The following is a 20,454-nucleotide window of genomic DNA, read 5'->3' as shown; positions in this document are numbered from 1 at the left end:
CCCGCGCCGCTTCGTGAGAGGGGGCGCCTTTCACCACGCGTCACTCCAGAAAAAAAACAATTGGAGAGCCTCATGACTTCAGTGACATCCACGCCGGACGAGCTCGAACGCAGCACCATGCGCCGTGTTGCCTGGCGCCTGCTACCTTTTCTGATCGTCTGCTACCTGATCGCGATCATCGATCGCGGCAACATCGGCATGGCTTCGCTGCAGATGAACCACGACCTGGAACTCTCGGCCAAGGTCTTCGGTTTCGCCAGCAGCCTGTTCTTCTTCTCCTACTTCCTGGTTGAAGTGCCCAGCAACCTGGCCATGCAACGGTATGGCGCGCGGATCTGGATCGCCCGCATCATGATCACCTGGGGACTGATTTCAGCTGGCACGGCGTTCGTCCAGGGCGCCAACTCGCTGTACGTGATGCGCTTCCTGCTTGGCGCTGCCGAAGCTGGTTTCTTCCCCGGCGTGCTGCTGTACCTCACCTACTGGTTGCCGTCTGCCTACCGCGCACGCATGGTGGCGCTGTTCATGGTGGCGATCCCGGCCGCCAACTTCATCGGCTCACCACTGTCCGGCCTGCTGCTGAGCCTGGATGGCTGGATGGGCATGCGCGGCTGGCACTGGCTGTTCATCCTCGAAGGCATCCCGGCAGTCCTGCTGGGCATCGCCTGCCTGTTCGTACTGACCGACCGCCCAGAACAGGCCAAGTGGCTGAGCGACGAGCAACGCGGCTGGCTCACCCAACGCCTGGCGACCGAGGCCGCCAAGAAGACCGCCATCGGCCATATTTCGCTGTGGAAGTTGCTGCGCCACAAGGACATCTGGGTACTGGCGCTGATCTACTCCGGGGCTTCCGCCGCCGGTAGCACCATGAGCGTCTGGGCACCGCAACTGCTGAAAACCTTCGGCCTCAGCGCCATGGAGATCGGCCTGGTCAATGCCATCCCGTATGGCGTAGCCTCGGTTGCGATGATCATCTGGGGGCGCAGCTCCGACCGCAGCGGCGAGCGCCGCTGGCACACCGCGATGACCATGCTGCTGATCGCCGCTGGCCTGCTGATGACGCTGTTCACCTCTTCGCTGCCAGCCACGGTGGTGATGCTGACCATGGTGCTGGTGGGTGCCTATTCGATGAAGGGCCCCTTCTGGGCACTGGTCTCCGGCTGGCTGTCCTCGTCCACCGCAGCCGCCGGGCTGGCGGCCGTCGGCGCCATGGCCAACCTGATCGGCGGCGGCCTGATGGTCAACGTCTACGGTGCCATCCACGACGCCACCAACAGCTACGCCCTGGCATTGATGCCCCTGGCGACACTGTGCACCCTGGCCGCCATGGGTGTACTGGTGATCGGCCGCAAGCGCCAGCGCGAGCAGGCTGAAGCCGCTAGCGTGGCAGGCGCAAAGTAAGCCCTGGCCGTAGCGCTGCGATGCCCACCTTCCGCAGGGAACGTGGGCATCTGCCAAGCGCATGCTTGCCTCGCACGTTGACCGGATCGATACTCATGGCCATTCATCCATGGTTTTTATCGATACCCATGCGCTACTCCCCCGAAGCCCTCGTCGCCTTTGTCGAAGCCGCCGCCCTCGGCTCGTTCTCTGCTGCCGCACGCAAACTGCGCAAGAGCCAGTCGACCATCAGCATCGCCATCGCCAACTTCGAGGCCGACATCGGTTGCCCCCTGTTCGACCGCGCCGGTCGTCACCCGACGCTCAATGCCGCCGGCCATCAGGTGCTGAACCACGTCGAGGCGATCCTCGATGCCAGCGCCAAACTGGATGCCTTGGCCGTGCGCCTGGCTGACCAGGTTGAACCGCTGGTGTCAGTGGTGATGTCCGACAGCTACAGCGTGACCTTCCAGGGCGCGGCGATGGGCCGCTTCGCCGAACACTACCCGCACACCGAGCTGCGCTGCGGCCCGTCCGAAGATGCCGACGTGATCGACTTGGTGCAGCAAGGCCTGGCGCACATCGGCATCCTCGCCGCGCAGGACCGTTACCCTGCAGATGTCAGCGTGGCGCGGCTGCCCGAGCAGGCGGAGTTCTGCCTCTATGTCAGCAGCGAACACCCGCTGGCGAAGCTGCCGGCGTTGCAACCGCAGCACCTGGAAAACGAACGCCAGCTGTACATCAAGACCTACGCCCCGAGCCTGCCCCATGGCCACGGCCAGGCCTGGTCGGCGCCGGACTACCTGACCTTGCTGGAGTTCGCCGTGCGCGGCTTCGGCTGGGCCGAACTGCCCAAGGCGCTGGTGGCGCGCTTCGGCAGTGGCCTGGTGGAGTTGCCCATGGCCGGTTACCCGCGGCGGGTGGCCATGGATGTGGCCTGGTCGCGCCAGCGGGCGCTGGGGCCCGCGGGGCAGTGGCTGGTGGGGCAGCTGCTGGGGCGCTAGGCGAGGTCGCCGCATTTTTCCTGATGCGCCTAGAACTCCACCTTGCCCCGGCCCGCCTTGACCGTGCTGCGCCTGGCTTTGCCATCGAGGCGGCGGGTCTTCGAGCCGAGGGTCGGCTTGGTGGGGCGGCGCTTCTTCTCGGTCTTGCCGGCCGTGATGATCAACTCGGCAAGGCGCGCCAGTGCGTCAGCGCGGTTCTGCTCCTGGGTTCGATACTGCTGGGCCTTGATGATCAACACGCCGTCGGCGGTGATGCGACTGTCCCGCAGCGCCAGCAGCCGCTCCTTGTAGAACGCGGGCAGCGACGAAGCGGGAATGTCGAAGCGCAGGTGCACGGCGCTGGACACCTTGTTGACATTCTGCCCACCGGCGCCCTGCGCGCGGATGTAGCTCAGTTCGATTTCGGCATCGGGCAGATGCACGTTATTGGAGATGGTCAGCATGGCGTGGCCCTTGTGATTCCCCTCCATTATCACAGGCTTTGCCGCTCGTGTATTTCACCAATGCGTGCTTGATTGCCGCTCGCGCAAACTGTCAGGCAAAGCGTTCGACCTGCGCTGGCGTGCGGCGCATCAACACCTTGCCGTTGCGCACCGACACCAGCGCATGGCCCTGGCTGCGGACCATCTCGTAGTCATCCGGCGCCGACAGCAGCAGCAGGTTGGCCGGCCGGCCGACCTCGATGCCATATCGCTCGCCAAGGTTGAGGGTGCGGGCACTGTTATCGGTGATCAGGTCCAGGCTGCGTTGCAGGTCTTCGTAGCCGAGCATGTGGCAGATGTGCAGCCCGGCTTCGAGAATGCGCAGGATATTGCCATTGCCCAGCGGGTACCACGGGTCGACGATGGAGTCCTGGCCGAAGCACACGTTCATCCCGGCGCGGTCGATTTCGGCCACGCGGGTCAGCCCGCGGCGCTTGGGGTAGCTGTCGAAGCGACCCTGCAGGTGGATGCTTTCGGTGGGGCACGAGACGAAGTTGATGCCCGACATCTTCAGCAGGCGGAACAGCTTGGAGCAGTAGGCATTGTCGTACGAGCCCATGGCCGTGGTATGGCTGGCGGTCACCCGTGCGCCCATGCCGCGCACCCGTGCCTCTTCGGCCAGCACTTCGAGAAAGCGCGACTGCGGGTCGTCGGTTTCATCGCAATGCACGTCCACCAGGCAGCCGGTACGTTCGGCCAGGTCCATCAGGAACTTGATCGACGACACGCCCTGGTCGCGGGTGTTCTCGAAATGCGGAATGCCGCCGACCACGTCGGCGCCCATGGCCACCGCCTCGGTCATCAACGCCCGGCCATTGGCGTACGACTCGATGCCCTCCTGGGGGAAGGCGACGATCTGCAGGTCGATCAGATGGCGCACTTCCTCGCGCACCTCGACCATGGCCTTGAGCGCGATGAGCTTGGGGTCGGTGACGTCGACATGGGTGCGCACGTGCTGGATGCCATGATCCACCAGCATGCCGATGGTTTTCTTGGCGCGGGTCTTGATGTCGTCGTGGGTGGTGATTGCCTTGCGTTCGGCCCAGCGCTCGATGCCTTCGAACAAGGTGCCGCTCATGTTCCACTTCGGCTCACCGGCAGTGAGGGTGGCGTCGAGGTGGATGTGCGGCTCGACGAAGGGCGCCACCACCAGGTTCTGCTGGGCGTCCAGGTCTTCCGGGCTGGCCGGCGCGGCCAGGTCGGCCTGTGGCGCGATGGCGGCGATGCGCTCGCCGTCCAGTTCGATGCGGAACAGACCGTTCTTGCCACGCAGGCGGGCGTTGATGATGTTCATGGCGTTACTCCTTACCGTGGTCTTCGTTCATGCGCCACACAAGCATGGCGACAGAAGCGTTCATGCGAAACAGCGGGTCGTCGAGGGACTGCCCGCTCAGTTGTTCGATACGTTGAATGCGCTGGTTGATGGTGTTGCGGTGCAGGCCCAGGCGCTGGGCTGCCTTGAGGCCGTTGCCGTTTTCCTTGAGCAGGGCGTCGAGGGTATGCACCAGTACATGCGGCTGCTTGCGCCCAGGGGTGATCAGCGGGCCCAGGGTCTGGGCGACAAAGTCATCGATCAGCGAACGGTCGACGATGCCTTGCAGCAGGCGCAGCACACCCAGCTCGCTGAAATCGCAGAAGCCGTTGGCCGGGTGCAGGTGCTGCGCCACCTCCAGGGCCTGTCGCGCCTCGCTGAGCGCCTGGCGGTAGTGTGCGCAATCGGCAGCCAGGCTCGACAGGCCCATGTACAGCGCCAGCTCGCCCACCACCGCGCTCAGTTGTCGGTGCAGTGTGGCCAAGCACATCGGCAAGTCGGCGGCATCCACCAGCAGCAGCACCTGCAGGTCGCCTGGCAGTTGCGCGGTGACCGTCCCCGGTCGTTCGCGACACCAGGACTCGAGCCGGTCTTCCAGGGCCTGGCGGGTAGCCTGCCAGAGGCGCTCGCCCTCGGCCAGGCCATGGCGCTCGAACAACGGCTCAACGTGCAGCAAACGCAGCGCCACCACGCGACGCGGCTCATCCAGTGCCAGTTCAAGGTGCGCCGCACGCTGGCGGACAATGGCCAGGCTCGGGTAGTCGCCGCTGAGCAACTGGCCGAGGATGTCGTTACGCGACCGGCGCACCTGGCTCATCTGCACCAGGGCCGTGCCGATCAGGTGAGTAACGATCACCATCTTCAGGGCATAGGGCTGCTCGATCAATGGCAGGCCCAATTGTTCGGCACGGGCGATCACTGCCGGCGGGATGGTCTGGATGAAGGTGCCGCCCGTGAGGATCACCATCCCGGCAATGCCCACCGCCTCGCCGTCCTCGACCAGGCTCAGCAGGTTGGCCTCGCCACGCGGGTGGTTGATGCCGGTGACGAACACCAGTTCGCCGCCCATTACCCACTCGGCGATGCCTTCGTTCTCCGCCACGTAAGGCCAGCGCACCCGCCGCTGCAGGTTGCGTGCACCGGCGCGCACGGTCATCTCCTGCAGGCCCGGCAAGTGCAGGATCTCGTCCAGCGCCAGGCTCACGGCTCGACGCCCGCCTGGCCCAGCGCCCGGCGCCGGCCGCTGATTTCAAGCAGGACGATGTAGCACAGGGCCGAGGCGCCAATACCCACCAGTGGCGCGACCCACGGCGAGGCATAGGCCAGCACCGCACCCAGCGCATAGGCCCCAAGGCCCAGGAGGTTGTAGCGCGGCAGCTGCACCGAGGCCAGCGCCGGGTACTTGCCGCGGTGGCGATACCAGAAGTCGGCCATGATCACCCCGCCCACAGGCGGAATGATCGAGCCCAACAGCACCAGAAACGGGATCAGCATTTCATACATGCCGCCGATCGCCAGCACGATACCCACGGCTGCCGCGACCAGCGTGGCGGTGCGTCGGCGCTCGCTGCGCAGCAAGTGGCAGGCAGCTGCCGAGACGTTGTAGATGGTCGGCCCCTGAATGGTCCAGAGGTTCAGGCAGAGCATCACCACCGCCGCGAACGACAGGCCTTGCAGCATCATCACTTCGACGATGTCGGCCTGCTGGTAGACCATCGCGCACCATGCCCCGGCGACGACCATCAGGCCGTTGCCGAGCAAAAAGGCAACGATGCTGGCCACTACCGCCACCCGCCCGCTGCGCGACAGCCGGGTCCAGTTGGTGGCCTGGGTGGCCCCGCTGGCGAAGGTGCCGAAAACCATGGTCACCGCTGCCGAGAAGGTCATGGTTTCGTGGGGTACCACTGCCGCAAGGCCGGCAAAGCCCCCGGCATCGGCGGTGGCGATGTACATCGACACCAGCAGCAGCGCGAACATCAGCGGCACCGACACCCGCGACAGCAAGTCCAGGCCCTTGAAGCCGATGATCGCGGTGATGCTGAAGCCCAGGCCGAAAAGCACCATCAGCGGTACGGTGAACCCGCCCGCCAAGCCCAGCAACTTGACTAACACGATCGCCACGGTCGCGGTGCCCCAGGCGTACCAGCCCAGCTCGGCGAAGCCCAGGATAAAGTCGGAAAGCCGGCTGCCCGCCTCGCCGAAACAAAAGCGCCCCATCAGTACGGTGTTCAAGCCACTGCGCGAGGCGATGAAGGCCAGGGCCGCAGCGTACAACGCCAGCAGCGTGTTGCCGATGGCGGCGACCCACAGCATGTCGACGAAGTTGAAGGCCATGCCCAGCTTGCCGCCAGCGAACATGGTGCCGGTGAAGAAGGTAAAGCTGAACAGCACCATGGCAATGGGCAGCAGCCCCTTGCGCGACGATGGCGGGGCTTCGCATAGCGGAAATTCGGTAGGTGAGCTCATGGCACGGTGCTCCGGGTTGTCGTTGCGACTAGGGGGAGCAATATGCGAGCCGCTTTTGCTAACCGCGAAAAACGGAAAATTTGCGGGCAACCGGCACAACCATCCCTGTTCGCTCTGCACACTTTTTATCGACTTGAAGAATGCAATCTGTGCGTCAAGACCTGTTTTGAGGCGCACGCGCACCAAAGCGGAACAGCACTGGGTAGTTTTCACCCAGCCGGCGGTGCGCGCGCTGGCCGTCATTCGCTGGCGTTGACGTCTACTTCTTTCCAGCTGTCATCCGGGTCAAAGCGCTTCATGGCCTTGGCAATCTTGTCGCCCTGCGGCCCCAGGTCCTTTTCGAACACCTGGCCGTCGTGGCTGATCATGAAGCTCATGACACCACTGTCGTTGTATTTCGCCGGCCAGGCGACCAGGGCGAAGCCACGGCTCATCTGGTTGCCGATCAGGTAGCTATAGGCGCCACCTGGTGCCGACGGGCCCTGGGCATCGAGGATGTGGAAGTGGTAGCCGTACCAGGCATCACCCACCACATCGTTGCCGAACAGCGGCCCCAGCGGGCTGACTTCGCCGCCCTCTTCATCTTCCCAGAACAGCCCGTCATGCTTGCCGGGCGTGCTGAAGATCTGCTGGGCATATTCCAGCGCGCCGTTGCCGTTGCGGTCCTTCGAGGCGTAGTCCATCTGTGCATCGTGATAGGCGAGCACCGACTGCAAGGCGGCCAGTTCGTTGCGGCCGATGCGCCGGGCGCGGATTTCGGCACTGCCGGCCTTGAGGTCGAAGCGCCAGCCGTTGGTCGCCTTGGTGAGCGGAATGGGCAAGGTCCAGTGATCGGGGCCCACGGCGAGGATGGCCTTGTTGTCGCCCTGCTTGTCGATCTGATGCTCGGCCTTGTACTGCGCCAGGAAGGTATCGACATCACTGCGTTGCACACCGCCACGTGGTATGTAGGTGCGCCAGTCATCACCGAGCAACTGCCCCAGGCGCGCTTCGTCGGCATGCTCGACGCCCAGCGCCTGGACGAACGCTTCGACCGCTTTATCGGGGGTCGGGAATGCTTCCTGCGCCGTGACCAAGTTTGCCCAGGCCAGGCCCAGGCCGATCAGCAACGCAGCAATCGTTGTCTTGTTGTTCATCGACGGCCACCTCCACCACCGCGACGCGCCGGCGCACTGGGCCGGGATATCTGATGCCCCGCTGCGCGCGAGGCGTTGGGCCGCTGGGCGAACGACTGGCTGGTACGACCACGGTTGGCCTGGGCCACGGTGCGCGACGGTGAACGTACCCCGTCGAAGGCATTGTTGCGGGCCCTGCCTGTACTGTTGCCCGAGCGGTTCTGCACGGCCTGCCTGGCCTGGCCTTCACCCTGGCGGCGCTGCTCGAGCTGGTTGCGCGCCTGCTGGTTGTCACGGGTATTGCGCGGTTCTGTGCGGCGATCGGCGGGGCGCACGTTGTTCGCGCCGCCTTGCATGCGGTTGCCCACGCCGCCTTCGGCCCGGGCTTCGCGCGCACTGTTGAGGGCTTCGCGGTTACTGGTGGCCGGGCGCTCGATACCTGCACGGTCCATCGAGGCCCTGGCGCGGTCACGCGCCTGGGTGCGCTGGGCATCATCGCCGCGGAACGCGGCGCGCTGGGTTGCTCCGTCGAGCTGGCGACCGTACTGCTGGCGGCTGCGGTTATCGCGGTACGGGACGCCATCACGGTGTGCGGCATTGTGCTGCCACTTGTTCTGGTTGTTGGTGATGCGGTTGTTGGCGTTGATGTTGTTGTAGCGATTGACGTTGATATCGACGTCACCGTGCCCCCAGTCGCAATCGCCCCAGAGCGAGTTGACGATTGCCACACCGGCGCCGAACGCCAACCCGGCCATCAGCGCGGTGCCCGCGTAGTACATCGGCGACGGCGGGTAATACACCGGTGGCGAGGCCGGATAGGCCCAGGTGCCGTAAGTGGTGGTCGGATTGTAGGTGGGTACGTACACCACCTGCGGGTCGGCCGGCTGAATGATGATGGTGCTGGTTGAAGAGCTGCTGGCAGGTGCGGCCTGCGAACCGCCCGAGTTGGCCGGAGCCGGAGCCGCTGCGGGCGCAGCCTGCACCGTGACGTTCTGGTACTGGTTGCTGGTCAGGTTGCCAGCCGCCTGGGCTTGATGGCGCAAGCGCTGTACGCCGGCCATGACGTCATCGGGTTGCGCCAGGAAGGCATCCCCCAACCGCTGGACCCAGACCGGATCCTGGCCGAGCACCACCAGCACCTGCGGGAACGCCACCAGTGCCTGCACGCTCGGGTCCCAGGTCTGCTTGGCCACCTGCTTGACCGCATCATCGCCCTGGGCCTTGGGGTTGGCCTTGGACCAGGCCACCGCCTCGGTCACCTCGCCCGGATAAGTCGAAGCCATCAGCACCTGGGCCAACAGCGCATCGGGATACAGGGCAATCGGTGCGAGCATCTGGTCGAGCTGCTCCTGGTTGAACACCGCCTGCTTGGCTTCGGCAGGTGCCGGGTCAGGTGCTGGCGGGTCGTCGGCCAACGCCAGGCTGGTAACACCGTCAAGGCACAACACCAACGACAGGACGCATAACAATGGCAGGCGCATCGCAGTTCCCCATCTGGTCAAGATACGTGAAATGAAAGACTTGCAACGCGGGCAGTCGACGCCGTGCGATAAGGGTAGCAAAGGGTCAGCTTTCAACCACTGCGCTGCGACTTGCAGAAGCCTCGATAGTCACTATCGACAACACCAATTTCTACCCATCGTCAGCAATCAATAACCTGGCTCCATCGATTTCCACCGCCCGAATCCTGGAGCTTCCCCCGATGAACACCACGGCCCGCCTGCTGCTCGCTACCCTCTGCGCCACCGCGATCGCCGCGCTCACCGGTTGCGCCAGCCACCCTGAACTGCGCCCCTACACCGCCGAAGAAACTCGCCAGCTGCAACTCGAGTCCATCCAGCGCCAGAGCCTGTCACTGGACGAATACGAGCTGCGCAAACGCGTCATCGAGCGCTCCACCAGCCAGCAGGCGGTCACTGATGTCGCCGAGGCTCAGCCTGCGATCAAAGGCTGAGTTGAAAGACCGGATCAGCGCACTATCATGGCCCTGGCCGGACTGATCGCCTTCAGTCCCTGTCACCGAGGCTGGCCAATGATCGATCACCTGGACCATTTGGTCCTCACCACCACCGATGTCGAAGCCTGCACCGATTTCTACACGCGTGTGCTGGGCATGCAGCTGGAAACTTTCGGCAATAACCGCCTGGCGCTGCGTTACGGCAACCAGAAAATCAACATCCATGTGCGCGGCCATGAGTTCGAGCCCAAAGCACATCTACCGGTACCCGGCGCTCTGGATCTGTGCTTCATCAGCCAGGTAAGCCTGGAACAGGTGATCGCTCACCTGCAGAAGGTGCAGTGGCCAATCATCGAAGGCCCTGTTGCACGCACTGGTGCAACCGGCCCGATCCGCTCGGTGTACGTGCGTGACCCTGACCTGAATCTGATCGAAATCGCCGAACCACTCGGGGTATGAACTGCCCTGACCAATGGTCGAGTAATGGCCACCGCCGGTAGCCTCCTGGCGGCCAACACAGGTATCCTCAGCTGCTCAAGCGCAAGCCTTCCAGGACGGTGACCATGACTAGGCCCTTGCTGTTGCTGACGCTGGCCCTCCTCGCGAGCCCGCCATTGCACGCGCAACAGATCCAGCGCCAACTGGGCGCTTTCGACTTCAAGCTCGGCACCACACCCTCGCGCAGCATGGCCCAGGGGCTGATCTCGCCGAGTGCGGTGGGCACCTTCCACGGCGGCATCGACCTCAGCCATCCCAACGGCTGGTACCTCGGCCAGTACGCGCCGAGCATGGGCGTGACGCCCGACTCGACCCTGCGCCTGGACAGCTACACCGGCTACAAGCACCACTTCGACAGCACCCTGGGCTACGAAGTGGGCCTGATCCATTACAGCCAGCCGAATATCGCCGGCGCCGACAGCTTTGCCCTGTACGGCGGCATCTCGGTACTGGGCAGCCGTTTCGGCGGCGCCTGGCGCGACAACCCGGACAACCGCACCGGCACGCTGTTCGCCGACTTTGGCCAATTGCCGTTGTTCGATGTCGACCTGACCGTCAAGCTCGCCCACCACCGCTTGGGCACCCCCTTCACCATCGGTGACGGCAGCCAGATCAACGGGTTTTCCGACTGGTCGCTGGAGCTGTCGCGGCCATGGCTGGGCATCGACCTCAACCTGATATACAGCAACTCTGACCTCAGCGGCAGCGGCTGCGACGCCTATGCCGGCATCAACACCTACTGCGAAAGCATGGTCACCCTCAAGGCCCAGCGCAGCTTCTTCTAACGTGTCCTGACTGGTAGCAGCGCCATTGCCACGCCACCGAGCACCACCAGCGAGGCGAGCAGCAGGCGCAGCGACATCGGCTCGCCGATCAGCACCACCCCGCCCAGCGCGGCGATGACCGGCACACTGAGCTGCATCGTCGCCGCCTGCTGGGCACTGACCTGCTTCACCACCCCGTACCACACCGCATATCCCGCGCCGGAGGCCAGCACCCCAGAGGCCAGGGCATACAACAACCCTGCCGGGCTGACGTGGGTGCGCGCCAGTGCCAGCATGACCACGCCAAGCACCAGTAGCAGGGGCAGACTGCGGACGAAGTTGCCGGCGGTGTCGGCCAGCGGATTGGGCGAACCTTTACCCAGCAGCGAATAGGCGCCCCAGGCCACGCCGGATGCCGCCATCACCAGGGCACTTAGCAGCGGGGGCGCTTCAGCACCGGGCAACAGCAGCAGGACCAGGCCGGCAAACGCGATGAGCATGCCCAGCAAGGTACGTGCGCTGAGGCGTTCGCCCCTGAGCCAGGCGACGGCGAACATGGTGATCTGTACAGCACCGAACAGCACCAGGGCACCGACGCCGGCCCCCAACTGCAGGTAGGCCACGGAAAACAGGTAGGCATAGAGGTACAACGCCAGCCCGCCCTTCCAGCCATCCGGGGCTGTGGGCGGGTCGCGCATGCCTTGAGGCGCGGGGCCGGGTTGCGTAGCATCGCCGGCCCTGGGGCCGCTAGGCGGCCCAATCGCGGGACAAGCCCGCTCCTACACAGAGCCCCCATGCCGCAACCGATCCCCCTCAAGGACCACGAAAAGGAAAAACACCTGGTCAACCGCCGGCTCCTGGCCTGCGCCGCCCTGGTGTTCAGCCTGTGCGCCGTCCTCGTGGGCCGCCTTTACGTGCTGCAGGTGCTGCAGCACGACCAGCAGAGCGCGGTTTCGGAAAACAACCGCGTGCATATCCTGCCCATCGCCCCAGAGCGCGGGCTGATCTACGACCGCAACGGCGTGGTGCTGGCCGACAACAAGCCCAGCTTCGACCTGACCATGACCCGCGAGCGCGCCGGTGACTCGGCCAAGGTGCTCGACAGCCTGGCCGAGATCCTCAGCCTCGGCGAAGACGACCGCAAGCAGTTCGACAAAGACCTGCGCCGCGGCCGCAAACCGTTCGAGCCAGTCACCCTGATGGTCGGCCTGACCGAAGAGCAGATCGCCCTGATCGCGGTCAACCAGTTCCGCCTGCCCGGCCTGGACGTCGAACCGCAGTTCATCCGCGAATACCCGCTGGCCGAACACTTCGCCCACTCGGTCGGCTACGTCGGGCGCATCAACGAAAAAGAAGCCAAGACCCTCGACAGCACCGAATACCGTGGCACCCAGTCCATCGGCAAGACCGGCATCGAGCACTTCTACGAAGCCCAGCTGCACGGCCACGTCGGCTACGAAGAAGTGGAAACCAACGCCCAGGGCCGAGTGATGCGCGTGCTCAACCACAAGGACCCGATCCCCGGCAAGGACATCGTCCTCAGCATTGACTCGCACCTGCAGGTGGCCGCCGAAAAGGCCCTGGGCGACCGCCGTGGCTCGGTGGTGGTGCTCGACCCGGCCAACGGCGACGTGCTGGCGATGGTCAGCAACCCGAGCTTCGACCCCAACCTGTTCGTCAAGGGCATCAGCTTCAAGCAGTACGCCGCACTGCGCGACTCTATCGACCGCCCCCTGTTCAACCGCGTGCTGCGCGGCCTGTATGCACCCGGCTCGACGGTCAAGCCGGAAGTGGCCATTGCCGGCCTCGACAGTGGCGTGATCACCCCGGGCAGCCGGGTGTTCGACCCGGGCTACTACGAGCTGCCCAACTACGACCACAAGTACCGCAACTGGAACCACAGCGGCGATGGCTGGGTGGACATGTACACCGCCATCATGCGTTCCAACGACACCTACTTCTACGACCTGGCGCACAAGCTCGGCATCGACCGCCTGCACGACTACATGGCCGAGTTCGGCCTGGGCCAGAAGGTCTCGCTGGACATGTTCGAGGAAGCGCCCGGGCTGATGCCTTCGCAAGCGTGGAAGCGCGCTACCCGCCGCCAGGCCTGGTTCCCGGGCGAGACGCTGATCCTCGGCATCGGCCAGGGCTACATGCAGGTCACCCCGCTGCAGCTGGCTCAGGCCACCAGCCTGCTGGCCAGCAAGGGCGTATGGCATCGCCCGCACCTGGCCATGACCGTGGGTGGCGAAACCCCGGTCGACCCCAACCCGATGCCCGACATCGTGCTGCGCGACAAGCACGCCTGGGACCAGGTCAACGTCGGCATGCAGATGGTCATGCACGACCCGCGCGGCATCGCCCGCGCCGCTGCGGCCGGCTCACAGTACCGCATCGCCGGCAAGAGCGGCACGGCGCAGGTGGTGGCGATCAAGCAAGGTGAGCGCTACAACCGCAACAAGACCCTCGAGCGACACCGCGACAACGCCCTGTTCGTCGGTTTCGCCCCGGCCGACCACCCGAGCATGGTGGTGGCGGTGATGATCGAGAACGGCGAGGCCGGCGGCCGCGTTGCCGGGCCGGTGGTGCGCGAAGTCATGGATGCCTATCTGCTCGATGAGCAGGGCCATCTGAAGCCTCAGTTTGCCGGCACGCCGGCGGCCAAGGCAGTGCCACACACCTGAGGCGCAGGTGGAAACACTGCGGTCTCAAATTGCTACATTTCGAAGCGCCATCAGGGCGCTTGCCGCATGACGGGTGCGCTCCAAGCGACCAAAACGCACCAATTAATCTATTTTTATCAATGCCTTACCTCGTAGTCAGGATAATCGCGGAGGTCTCCAGGCCTGCTTTTTGCTTGAATATTCAAGTGATTTGTAATGCAAGCCCTAAGACCAAGAGTTCGCCCGAGCGATCCGCGCCAAGTTCTACTGCGTGAGGCATCCATGACCCCTGCAAACCGCATTTCCGACGACCACTTCCAGGCCTGGCTGAGCCAGGTCAATGAAGCCTGCGGCCATTTCAACGGCCGCAAGCTCGACCCCGGTTTCATCGGCCAGCTGGAAAAGTGCCAGGTGGGCCAGATATCCATGAGCATCGTCGACATGACCCAGGTCAACCTGTTCCGTGGCCAGCGGGAAATCCGCGCGAGCAGTGCCGACCACTACTATGCCGTGCTGCAGATGGCCGGCACCTCGCGCATCGAGCACCAGGACGCCTGTATCGAACTGCAGGCCGGCGACCTGACTCTGATCGATGCCAGCACCCCGCTGGACATGCACTTCCACCAGCGCTCGCGCCAGCTGTCGCTGATCCTGCCGCGCAGCCAGGTGCAAAGCGGCACCCGTGGCGTCGGCGTGGCCTGCGCCAGGCGGATCGAGGCCACCACGCCCCTGGCCAGCATCGCCCGGCTGATGATGCTCGAAGCCGGCCGCACCCAGCACATGGCCAACCACGAAAGCCAGGCGGTGCTGGATGCCCTGGTCACCGTGTTGCGCCCCGCCATTGCCCAGGACGCAATACCGGGCAGCCACGAGCGCATGTTCCGCAAGGCCCTGGCACTGATCGACCAGAACATCACTTGCGAAGGCCTCTGCCCCGAGTTCATCGCCCGTGGAGTGGGCATCTCGATGCGCAGCCTGTACCGCATCTTTGCCAAGCACGAGCTGGTCATCGCCCAGTACATCCGCAACCGCCGCCTGGACTTCTGCGCCGAGAGCCTGCGCAACCCGGCCATGGACCAGAAAGTCTCGTCACTGGGCTACGCCTGGGGCTTTTCCGACTCCAGCTACTTCAGCACCGCGTTCAAGGGCCGCTTCGGCATGACTCCCGGCGAGTACCGCAAGCGCCACGCCAACTGACAAACCGAGTAAACACAGCTGGCCCCGCAACGGGGCCTCCTGCATTGGCGCCCTGCTGTCACCTTGGCACAGCACCCAAACCAACTGGCAGCCAGCACAAAAGCCGGCCCCCGGGCTTCCTGCATGATCCTTGGCATGTCTTCGGAACTTCTGCCAAACCCATAACAAAGGAAGCCAGACCATGCACCACCGTCCGTTCCGTCTCACCCTGGCCGCGGTCCTCGCCGCAGTCCTGGCGGGAGCCTCGCTGGAGGCGTCAGCCCAGGAGCTCTACGGCGATGACGAGCGCCACCTCAATGCCAATGTGGAGGCCGTGTTCGGTGTGTTCCACAGTGAAGAAAGCTACGCCATCGCCCGCGACCAGCCCGGCTCCACCTCGTGGCGCGAGGGCTACATCAAATACGGATTGAGCGGCGATCAGCGCCTGGCTGGCAACGGCTCGCTTTATGGCGCCTTCGCCCTGCTCAGCTCCGGCACCTGGGGCGATGGCGACGCCGCCGGCTTCAGTGACGGCAGCGAACGCACCACCAAGATCGAGGATGCCTACCTGGGCTGGAAGTCCGGCAACCTGGTGCCAGCGCTGGGCGAGGACGGCATCGACCTGTCGTTCGGCAAGCAAACGGTCGCGGTCGGTGATGGCTTCCTGATCCAGGGCGACTCGCTCAACGTGGGCCACGGCCTGGCCGATGGCCAGTTCAACCGCGGCGGCGCCTACTACCTGGCGGCGCGCAAGAGCTTCGACAAGACCGCCGTGCTGCGCCTGGGCGGCAAGCAGGGCTGGCGCAGCGACCTGATGTGGCTGCAGTCAGACAACCGCGCCCAGGCCAAGACCGAAATGCACGTTGCCACCCTGGAGCACGTGGCCGATGCCGGCACGGTCGGCCTGACCTACATCGACACCACCCACGTAGATAAAGCGTTTGCCTCGCCGCAGCAGCTGGAACGCGACGGCATGAAGACCTACAGCCTGCGAGGCCAGGGCAATGCCGGGGTAGAGAACCTGTTCCTGTCCGGCGAGTACGCCAAGCAGGACAAACCGCACACCGCCACCGAGGATGCCTGGTACCTGGAAGCCGGCTGGACCTTCGCCGACGTGCCGTGGCAACCGAACCTCAGCTACCGCTACAGCCGCTTTTCCGAAGGCTATGACACCTTGTTCTACGGGCTGGGCCGCGGCCTGGGCACCTGGTTCCAGGGTGAAGTGGCCGGCAACTATGCCGGGCCGTTCAACAGCAATGCGCGCATTCAGAAAGTGGGGCTGACGGTGAGCCCGACCCAGTCGCTCAAGGTCGGGATCCTGGGCTTCGACTTCGACACCATCGACCGCAGCCTGGGCAATGCCGACGGGCATGAAGTGGATCTGTATGCGGAGTGGACAATCAATGATCACCTGATGATCGTGCCGCTGGTGGGCCTGTACCAGCCGGATCACAGTGCCGAGCAAGGTGGCACGCAGCTTGGCAATGACAACCGCAATCTCTACAGCCAGGTGGTGTTCGTCAGTACCTTCTGAGGCTTGTTCGCTTGTGTGCGCTTGAGAGTTGTAGGGCGGCGTAGATCGAGCGCCGCCCGCGCGGCGCATCGCGAGCTGCGCTCGCTCCTACGTTTGTTTCTGGCCAGTAACGCCTGTGGCAGGCGCGCGCGACCGCCTTGTTGGTACGACGCGATATCGAGGCATGCGCCAAGGCGTTCGCGCGCAAAATCCACAGGAGATATTGGCCCGAAACAAACGTAGGAGCGAGCGCAGCTCGCGATGCGCCGCGCGGGCGGCGCTCGATCTATGCCCCCCTACAAAACCCAAGTCATACACCCGGCTGCGTCAACGCACCGACCGCTCAGGCACCGGCAACGGCGCCTCACTGTTCCAGGCCGTCACCGGCCGGCTGAACAGGTTCTCGGTCTGGAAATGCGCCATCCGCCACTGCCCTTCTTCCTGCGCGAAACGCACCGTCAGGCGCGCCGCATTCAAGTGCGAGGTACCATCGGCAAAGGTGCTGGTCTGCAGCATCACCCAGCGCCCCAGCCCCTGCCCGCCGTCCACCTCGATTACCTCACTGGTCAGGAAGTGCACGTTCAAGGCAAAGTGCGCCGGGGTCTTCATGTAGGTGGCGAACATCGCCCGGATCGCCTCACGCCCCCGGTAGCCGCCAAAGCTCGCGGCATACTTGGCGCCCTTGCCTTCCCACAGGGCCTCGCGGGTGAACAGGCCGGCCAGCTCGTCCAGCGGTGTGCTGGCGTCGAGCTGGTCGCACAGTTCCATGTAGCGGTTGATGCACACGCGGATGGCCTGCTGGTCTTCAAAGCGTTGCAGGCGGGCCTGCAGTTCATGGATATCGGTCATCGCCACCTCAGTACAGGTTCAGCAGCAAACGCTCGGCCACGGCCAGCAGCTTCTCGTCGGCGCCCTTGGCCGCCACCAGTTGCAGGCCGACCGGCAGGCCGGCTTCGCTGCCCAGCGGGATGCTCAGGGCCGGGTGCCCCGACAGGTTGAATGGCCGCACCAGCGAGGTCATGCCCAGCACGGCACGGGTATCGGCGGCGTCTTCCAGGCGCAGCGGGAAGTCCGGCATGGTCGGCAACGCCAGCACATCGTATCTGGCCAGGGCCTGGTCGACTTCCGCAGTGAAGCGTCGGCGCACTTCTTCGGCTTCGGCCAGCGCCGTGTCGGTGGTCTGCCCGGCTGCTGCCAGGCGCCCGGCGATATCGGCGCCGACCTTGCCGGTTTCCAGCAGGTGGCCGCAGCCGGCGAAGGTCTCGCGGTTGATCACCACCATGCCAGCCTCGTAGGCCGCACCGAAATGCTTGAGTTCGACATTGCCCAGGGGCAGGCCGCTGGCCGTCAGGGCACCCTGCACCACTTTGTGGATCGCCGCTTCGGCGGTGACCCGCAGCACGCCGATACGGGCCCTGGCCGGGACCTGCGCCGGGGTGAAGGTCGGGTCGATCAGGGTCATCGCCCGCACCAGCATTGGCAGGCTCGCGGCAAACGGGCCGATGCAGTCGAGGCTGGTGTGTGCCGGCATTACGCCTTTGCGGCTGACCCGGCCAAAGGTCGGCTTGAGGCCGAACACGCCGCAGCAGCAGGCCGGTACACGCACTGAGCCACCGGTGTCCGTACCCAGGCTGAAGTCAGCCAGGCCGGCAGCCACCGCTGCTGCCGAGCCACTGGACGAGCCACCCGGAATGCGCCCGGGGAAGCGTGGGTTGGCCGCCGTGCCGGTGTAGTGGTTGATGCCGGTAGTGCCGAACGCCAGTTCATGCAGGCTGACCTTGCCGGTCAGGCGCGCGCCGTTGACCAGCAACTGGCTGACCACTTCGGCATGCCGTTCGGCCAGCGGTGCGTGCTCCAGCGCCTGGCTGCTGGCGCGGGTCGCGGTACCAGCGACGTCGATGGTGTCCTTGACCACGACCCGGGGGCCGCTGCCGCCCAGATCAAGGGTTTCTACTATGATTGTCATTTTCGTGGAGCCCTTTTCAAGAATGGATGCCGGACCGTGGCCCAGCCATGAACATGCGTATCAATTACTGGAAATGTCAACTGAACATTCCCGTAATCCCTGGCACGGTTGCGGTGGTCAAATGCGCGGAAAGGTCTATGATGTCGCGACTATTTCCGCACAAGTAGTGAATCGATGAGCACTTCGAAAAACAAAGGCCACAGCCATCACGACCCGGCCAGCGATGAATTTCGCAAGGAAGATTTCCCCTTCTACTGGCTGGCCCGTGTGCACGGCCGCTATACCCAGAACATGGAACGTCTGCTGAAGAAGGTCGACCTCGACGTGCCGCGCTGGCGCGTGCTGTGGATCCTCAACGAGAACGGTGAATCGAGCATTTCCGAGATCTCCACCCACGCCATCGCCAAGCTGTCGACCATCACCAAGATCGTCTACCGCATGAAGGAAGATGGCCTGGTCGACACCGCGCCCAGCCCTGAAGACGGGCGCGTGACCCAGGTGCGCATCACCGAGGTCGGCCTGCAGAACATCGAGCGCATGCAGGATGTGACCCGCGAGCTGTTCCAGCGCAGCTTCAAGGGGTTGACCGAGGCGCAGGTGCAGCGGTTGAACAAGATGCTGGAAGTGGTGTTCCACAACCTCGAAACCTTGTGATTACCGGGGCCGCCAAGCGGCCCCTGCTTTCAGCAAGCTTTTGAAGACTCGCACACCCGGTGATAGGCCCGGTTGAAATACACCAGTCCGTCATCGGCTCCGCCGTGGCGAATATCCTGGATCTCGCAGTAGAAAATGCTGTGCGAACCCACCTCATGCACCTGGGCAATCCGGCAGTCGAAGTTCACCAGGGCTTCCTGCATCACCGGTGCGCCACTCTCCAGCACTGTCCAGTCGGTAACGGCAAAACGCTCGTCCATGTTCAGGTTGCGGTTGGCAAACGCCCCCGACAGTTCTTGGTGGGTACCCGCCAGCACGTTCACGCACAGCGCGCCATTGGCCTTGAACTGCTCGTTGGAATACGAGGAGCGGTTCATGCACACCAGCAAGGTGGGCGGCGAGTCGGTCACACTGCACACTGCCGAGGCAGTGAAGCCGAAGCGGCCGGCGGGGCCATCGGTGGTGATGACCGATACGGCGCCACCGAGCAGCGCCATTGCGTTGCGAAATTGCGATACGTCTACCATGGTCATGCTCCTCAGATATCCAGCACCAGCTTGTTCGACTTGGCCCGCGAGCAGCACACCAGGATCTGGTCGTTCGCGGCCTTTTCTTCATCGGTCAGGTACACATCGCGGTGGTCCGGCTCGCCTTCGAGCACTTCGCACATGCAGGTGCCACACACGCCCTGCTCGCACGAGATGTCGATCTTGATCCCCACCTGCGCCAGGGCATCGAGAATGCTCTGGCCCTCGGCGACCTGCACGGTCTTGTTGCTGCGTGCGGCTACCACTTCGAAGCTGGCGCCGCTGGCGTCGACCTCGACCTGGAAGTACTCCTTGTGGATGTGCTCTTCGCTGTAGCCTTGCTGCCGCGCGCCGGCGATCACCCAGTCCATGAAGCCCGAAGGGCCGCAGGTGTACATATGGGTGCCGGGCGTGCCGCTGCCGAGCACATCCGCCAGGTTCAGGCGCTGGGCCGCATCCTCGTCGTCGAAGTGGGTGAACACCCGGGCGGCGAACGGTGCGCTGGCCAAGGCATCGAGAAAGGCGCTGCGGCTGCGCGAGCGCCCGCAGTAATGCAATTCGAACTCAGCGCCCTGCTGATGCAGCGCATGGGCCATGGCGATCATCGGCGTGATGCCGATGCCGCCACCCAGCAGGATCGAGCGTTGGGCATCGGCCGCCAGCGGGAACAGGTTGCGCGGGGTGCTGATCTGCACCGCGTGCCCTTCCAGCAGGGTGTCGTGCACGCTCACCGAGCCACCGCGGGAGGCCGGGTCTTTCAATACGCCCAGGCGATACACCGAGGCATCGGCCGGGTCGCTGCACAGCGAATACTGGCGCACCAGGCCCGGGGCGACATGGATGTCCACATGCGCGCCCGCCTCGAAGGCTGGCAGCGCCGCGCCATCGGCCCGGCCCAGGTCGAGCACGACCACGTCGGCCCCTTGGATCTCGCGCTTGCGCACGACTACGTTCAACAGTTGTTCATTCATGGC

General features: G+C 64.6%; 20 protein-coding genes. 9 read left to right on the top strand and 11 right to left on the bottom strand.

Annotated elements, in window-relative coordinates:
* Positions 1 to 72 precede the first annotated feature (72 nt).
* Both BGP85_RS09610 and BGP85_RS09605 read left to right on the top strand, forming a co-directional pair.
* Complete coding sequence (locus BGP85_RS09610; RefSeq protein WP_103446942.1) at positions 73 to 1,401, top strand: MFS transporter; 1,329 nt, start codon at positions 73 to 75, stop codon at positions 1,399 to 1,401.
* A 128-nt stretch (positions 1,402 to 1,529) separates the two neighbouring features.
* Complete coding sequence (locus tag BGP85_RS09605) at positions 1,530 to 2,384, top strand: LysR family transcriptional regulator (protein ID WP_103446941.1); 855 nt, start codon at positions 1,530 to 1,532, stop codon at positions 2,382 to 2,384.
* Between the two features lie 29 nt (positions 2,385 to 2,413).
* Here the strand turns inward: BGP85_RS09605 and arfB are convergent, their stop codons facing one another.
* The 6 genes from arfB to BGP85_RS09575 all read right to left on the bottom strand — a co-directional run bounded on the left by arfB (position 2,414) and on the right by BGP85_RS09575 (position 9,240).
* On the bottom strand, positions 2,414 to 2,827 hold the full coding sequence (arfB, locus tag BGP85_RS09600; RefSeq protein ID WP_103446940.1) for an alternative ribosome rescue aminoacyl-tRNA hydrolase ArfB: 414 nt from the start codon (positions 2,825 to 2,827) through the stop codon (positions 2,414 to 2,416).
* A gap of 91 nt (positions 2,828 to 2,918) precedes the next feature.
* Positions 2,919 to 4,160: a cytosine deaminase gene (codA, locus tag BGP85_RS09595; protein WP_103446939.1), complete on the bottom strand. Its 1,242-nt coding sequence runs from the start codon at positions 4,158 to 4,160 to the stop codon at positions 2,919 to 2,921.
* A 4-nt stretch (positions 4,161 to 4,164) separates the two neighbouring features.
* Positions 4,165 to 5,382, bottom strand: a complete 1,218-nt coding sequence (locus BGP85_RS09590; RefSeq protein ID WP_103446938.1) for a PucR family transcriptional regulator — start codon at positions 5,380 to 5,382, stop codon at positions 4,165 to 4,167.
* On the bottom strand, positions 5,379 to 6,644 hold the full coding sequence (codB, locus tag BGP85_RS09585; RefSeq protein WP_103446937.1) for a cytosine permease: 1,266 nt from the start codon (positions 6,642 to 6,644) through the stop codon (positions 5,379 to 5,381). Before codB ends, BGP85_RS09590 begins: the two co-directional genes overlap by 4 nt.
* Before the next feature lie 239 nt (positions 6,645 to 6,883).
* Positions 6,884 to 7,780 (bottom strand): DUF2950 domain-containing protein, encoded by an 897-nt coding sequence (locus tag BGP85_RS09580; protein WP_103446936.1) that lies wholly within the window; start codon positions 7,778 to 7,780, stop codon positions 6,884 to 6,886.
* The gene (locus BGP85_RS09575) at positions 7,777 to 9,240 is read right to left on the bottom strand and encodes a DUF3300 domain-containing protein (protein WP_103446935.1); all 1,464 of its coding nucleotides are present in this window, start codon (positions 9,238 to 9,240) and stop codon (positions 7,777 to 7,779) included. The genes BGP85_RS09580 and BGP85_RS09575 overlap by 4 nt, the downstream gene beginning before the upstream one ends.
* A gap of 221 nt (positions 9,241 to 9,461) precedes the next feature.
* On the opposite strand from BGP85_RS09575, the gene BGP85_RS09570 reads away from it, so the two are divergent.
* The 3 genes from BGP85_RS09570 to BGP85_RS09560 all read left to right on the top strand — a co-directional run bounded on the left by BGP85_RS09570 (position 9,462) and on the right by BGP85_RS09560 (position 10,999).
* Positions 9,462 to 9,713, top strand: coding sequence for a hypothetical protein (locus BGP85_RS09570; RefSeq protein ID WP_103446934.1), 252 nt, complete (start codon positions 9,462 to 9,464; stop codon positions 9,711 to 9,713).
* Positions 9,714 to 9,791: 78 nt separating this feature from the next.
* Positions 9,792 to 10,175: a VOC family protein gene (locus tag BGP85_RS09565; protein WP_103446933.1), complete on the top strand. Its 384-nt coding sequence runs from the start codon at positions 9,792 to 9,794 to the stop codon at positions 10,173 to 10,175.
* Positions 10,176 to 10,279: 104 nt separating this feature from the next.
* Positions 10,280 to 10,999 carry a TorF family putative porin gene (locus BGP85_RS09560; protein ID WP_103446932.1) on the top strand — a complete coding sequence of 240 codons (720 nt, stop codon included), beginning with the start codon at positions 10,280 to 10,282 and terminating at the stop codon, positions 10,997 to 10,999.
* On the opposite strand, the gene BGP85_RS09555 is transcribed toward BGP85_RS09560, so the two are convergent.
* Entirely contained in the window at positions 10,996 to 11,676 is a 681-nt protein-coding gene (locus BGP85_RS09555; RefSeq protein WP_103466456.1) for a DMT family transporter, read from the bottom strand. The genes BGP85_RS09560 and BGP85_RS09555 overlap by 4 nt on opposite strands.
* 96 nt (positions 11,677 to 11,772) lie before the next feature.
* Between BGP85_RS09555 and mrdA the strand changes: the two genes are divergently transcribed.
* The 3 genes from mrdA to BGP85_RS09540 all read left to right on the top strand — a co-directional run bounded on the left by mrdA (position 11,773) and on the right by BGP85_RS09540 (position 16,354).
* Entirely contained in the window at positions 11,773 to 13,665 is a 1,893-nt protein-coding gene (mrdA, locus tag BGP85_RS09550) for a penicillin-binding protein 2 (protein ID WP_103446930.1), read from the top strand.
* Between the two features lie 261 nt (positions 13,666 to 13,926).
* Positions 13,927 to 14,841, top strand: a complete 915-nt coding sequence (gene feaR / locus BGP85_RS09545; protein ID WP_103446929.1) for a transcriptional regulator FeaR — start codon at positions 13,927 to 13,929, stop codon at positions 14,839 to 14,841.
* Positions 14,842 to 15,022: 181 nt separating this feature from the next.
* Complete coding sequence (locus BGP85_RS09540; protein ID WP_258035849.1) at positions 15,023 to 16,354, top strand: alginate export family protein; 1,332 nt, start codon at positions 15,023 to 15,025, stop codon at positions 16,352 to 16,354.
* Between the two features lie 306 nt (positions 16,355 to 16,660).
* Here the strand turns inward: BGP85_RS09540 and BGP85_RS09535 are convergent, their stop codons facing one another.
* Complete coding sequence (locus tag BGP85_RS09535; protein ID WP_103446928.1) at positions 16,661 to 17,182, bottom strand: nuclear transport factor 2 family protein; 522 nt, start codon at positions 17,180 to 17,182, stop codon at positions 16,661 to 16,663.
* Positions 17,183 to 17,189: 7 nt separating this feature from the next.
* Positions 17,190 to 18,299 (bottom strand): amidase, encoded by a 1,110-nt coding sequence (locus BGP85_RS09530; protein ID WP_103446927.1) that lies wholly within the window; start codon positions 18,297 to 18,299, stop codon positions 17,190 to 17,192.
* Positions 18,300 to 18,473: 174 nt separating this feature from the next.
* Between BGP85_RS09530 and BGP85_RS09525 the strand changes: the two genes are divergently transcribed.
* On the top strand, positions 18,474 to 18,953 hold the full coding sequence (locus BGP85_RS09525; protein ID WP_079228674.1) for a MarR family winged helix-turn-helix transcriptional regulator: 480 nt from the start codon (positions 18,474 to 18,476) through the stop codon (positions 18,951 to 18,953).
* Positions 18,954 to 18,982: 29 nt separating this feature from the next.
* On the opposite strand, the gene BGP85_RS09520 is transcribed toward BGP85_RS09525, so the two are convergent.
* Both BGP85_RS09520 and BGP85_RS09515 read right to left on the bottom strand, forming a co-directional pair.
* Entirely contained in the window at positions 18,983 to 19,480 is a 498-nt protein-coding gene (locus tag BGP85_RS09520; RefSeq protein WP_103446926.1) for a flavin reductase, read from the bottom strand.
* A gap of 11 nt (positions 19,481 to 19,491) precedes the next feature.
* Positions 19,492 to 20,451, bottom strand: a complete 960-nt coding sequence (locus BGP85_RS09515; RefSeq protein ID WP_103446925.1) for a PDR/VanB family oxidoreductase — start codon at positions 20,449 to 20,451, stop codon at positions 19,492 to 19,494.
* Positions 20,452 to 20,454: the final 3 nt, after the last annotated feature.

Source organism: Pseudomonas putida, assembly GCF_002906855.1.
In the GTDB taxonomy this organism is placed as follows: domain Bacteria; phylum Pseudomonadota; class Gammaproteobacteria; order Pseudomonadales; family Pseudomonadaceae; genus Aquipseudomonas; species Aquipseudomonas putida_N.
Note: the sequence above shows the minus strand (reverse complement) of the source record. Positions and strands in the feature narration are given on the sequence as shown.

What these genes read in the sequence shown, in the direction of transcription:
- BGP85_RS09560 (WP_103446932.1), top strand. Translation starts at nt 10,280, where the DNA reads ATGACTAGGCCCTTGCTGTTGCTGACGCTGGCCCTCCTCGCGAGCCCG.
- BGP85_RS09540 (WP_258035849.1), top strand. Translation starts at nt 15,023, where the DNA reads ATGCACCACCGTCCGTTCCGTCTCACCCTGGCCGCGGTCCTCGCCGCA.
- feaR (WP_103446929.1), top strand. Translation starts at nt 13,927, where the DNA reads ATGACCCCTGCAAACCGCATTTCCGACGACCACTTCCAGGCCTGGCTG.
- arfB (WP_103446940.1), bottom strand. Translation starts at nt 2,827, where the DNA reads ATGCTGACCATCTCCAATAACGTGCATCTGCCCGATGCCGAAATCGAA.
- BGP85_RS09555 (WP_103466456.1), bottom strand. Translation starts at nt 11,676, where the DNA reads ATGCGCGACCCGCCCACAGCCCCGGATGGCTGGAAGGGCGGGCTGGCG.
- BGP85_RS09530 (WP_103446927.1), bottom strand. Translation starts at nt 18,299, where the DNA reads ATGACAATCATAGTAGAAACCCTTGATCTGGGCGGCAGCGGCCCCCGG.
- BGP85_RS09570 (WP_103446934.1), top strand. Translation starts at nt 9,462, where the DNA reads ATGAACACCACGGCCCGCCTGCTGCTCGCTACCCTCTGCGCCACCGCG.
- BGP85_RS09520 (WP_103446926.1), bottom strand. Translation starts at nt 19,480, where the DNA reads ATGGTAGACGTATCGCAATTTCGCAACGCAATGGCGCTGCTCGGTGGC.
- BGP85_RS09605 (WP_103446941.1), top strand. Translation starts at nt 1,530, where the DNA reads ATGCGCTACTCCCCCGAAGCCCTCGTCGCCTTTGTCGAAGCCGCCGCC.
- codA (WP_103446939.1), bottom strand. Translation starts at nt 4,160, where the DNA reads ATGAACATCATCAACGCCCGCCTGCGTGGCAAGAACGGTCTGTTCCGC.
- BGP85_RS09525 (WP_079228674.1), top strand. Translation starts at nt 18,474, where the DNA reads ATGAGCACTTCGAAAAACAAAGGCCACAGCCATCACGACCCGGCCAGC.
- BGP85_RS09515 (WP_103446925.1), bottom strand. Translation starts at nt 20,451, where the DNA reads ATGAATGAACAACTGTTGAACGTAGTCGTGCGCAAGCGCGAGATCCAA.
- codB (WP_103446937.1), bottom strand. Translation starts at nt 6,644, where the DNA reads ATGAGCTCACCTACCGAATTTCCGCTATGCGAAGCCCCGCCATCGTCG.
- BGP85_RS09565 (WP_103446933.1), top strand. Translation starts at nt 9,792, where the DNA reads ATGATCGATCACCTGGACCATTTGGTCCTCACCACCACCGATGTCGAA.
- BGP85_RS09575 (WP_103446935.1), bottom strand. Translation starts at nt 9,240, where the DNA reads ATGCGCCTGCCATTGTTATGCGTCCTGTCGTTGGTGTTGTGCCTTGAC.
- BGP85_RS09610 (WP_103446942.1), top strand. Translation starts at nt 73, where the DNA reads ATGACTTCAGTGACATCCACGCCGGACGAGCTCGAACGCAGCACCATG.
- mrdA (WP_103446930.1), top strand. Translation starts at nt 11,773, where the DNA reads ATGCCGCAACCGATCCCCCTCAAGGACCACGAAAAGGAAAAACACCTG.
- BGP85_RS09580 (WP_103446936.1), bottom strand. Translation starts at nt 7,780, where the DNA reads ATGAACAACAAGACAACGATTGCTGCGTTGCTGATCGGCCTGGGCCTG.
- BGP85_RS09535 (WP_103446928.1), bottom strand. Translation starts at nt 17,182, where the DNA reads ATGACCGATATCCATGAACTGCAGGCCCGCCTGCAACGCTTTGAAGAC.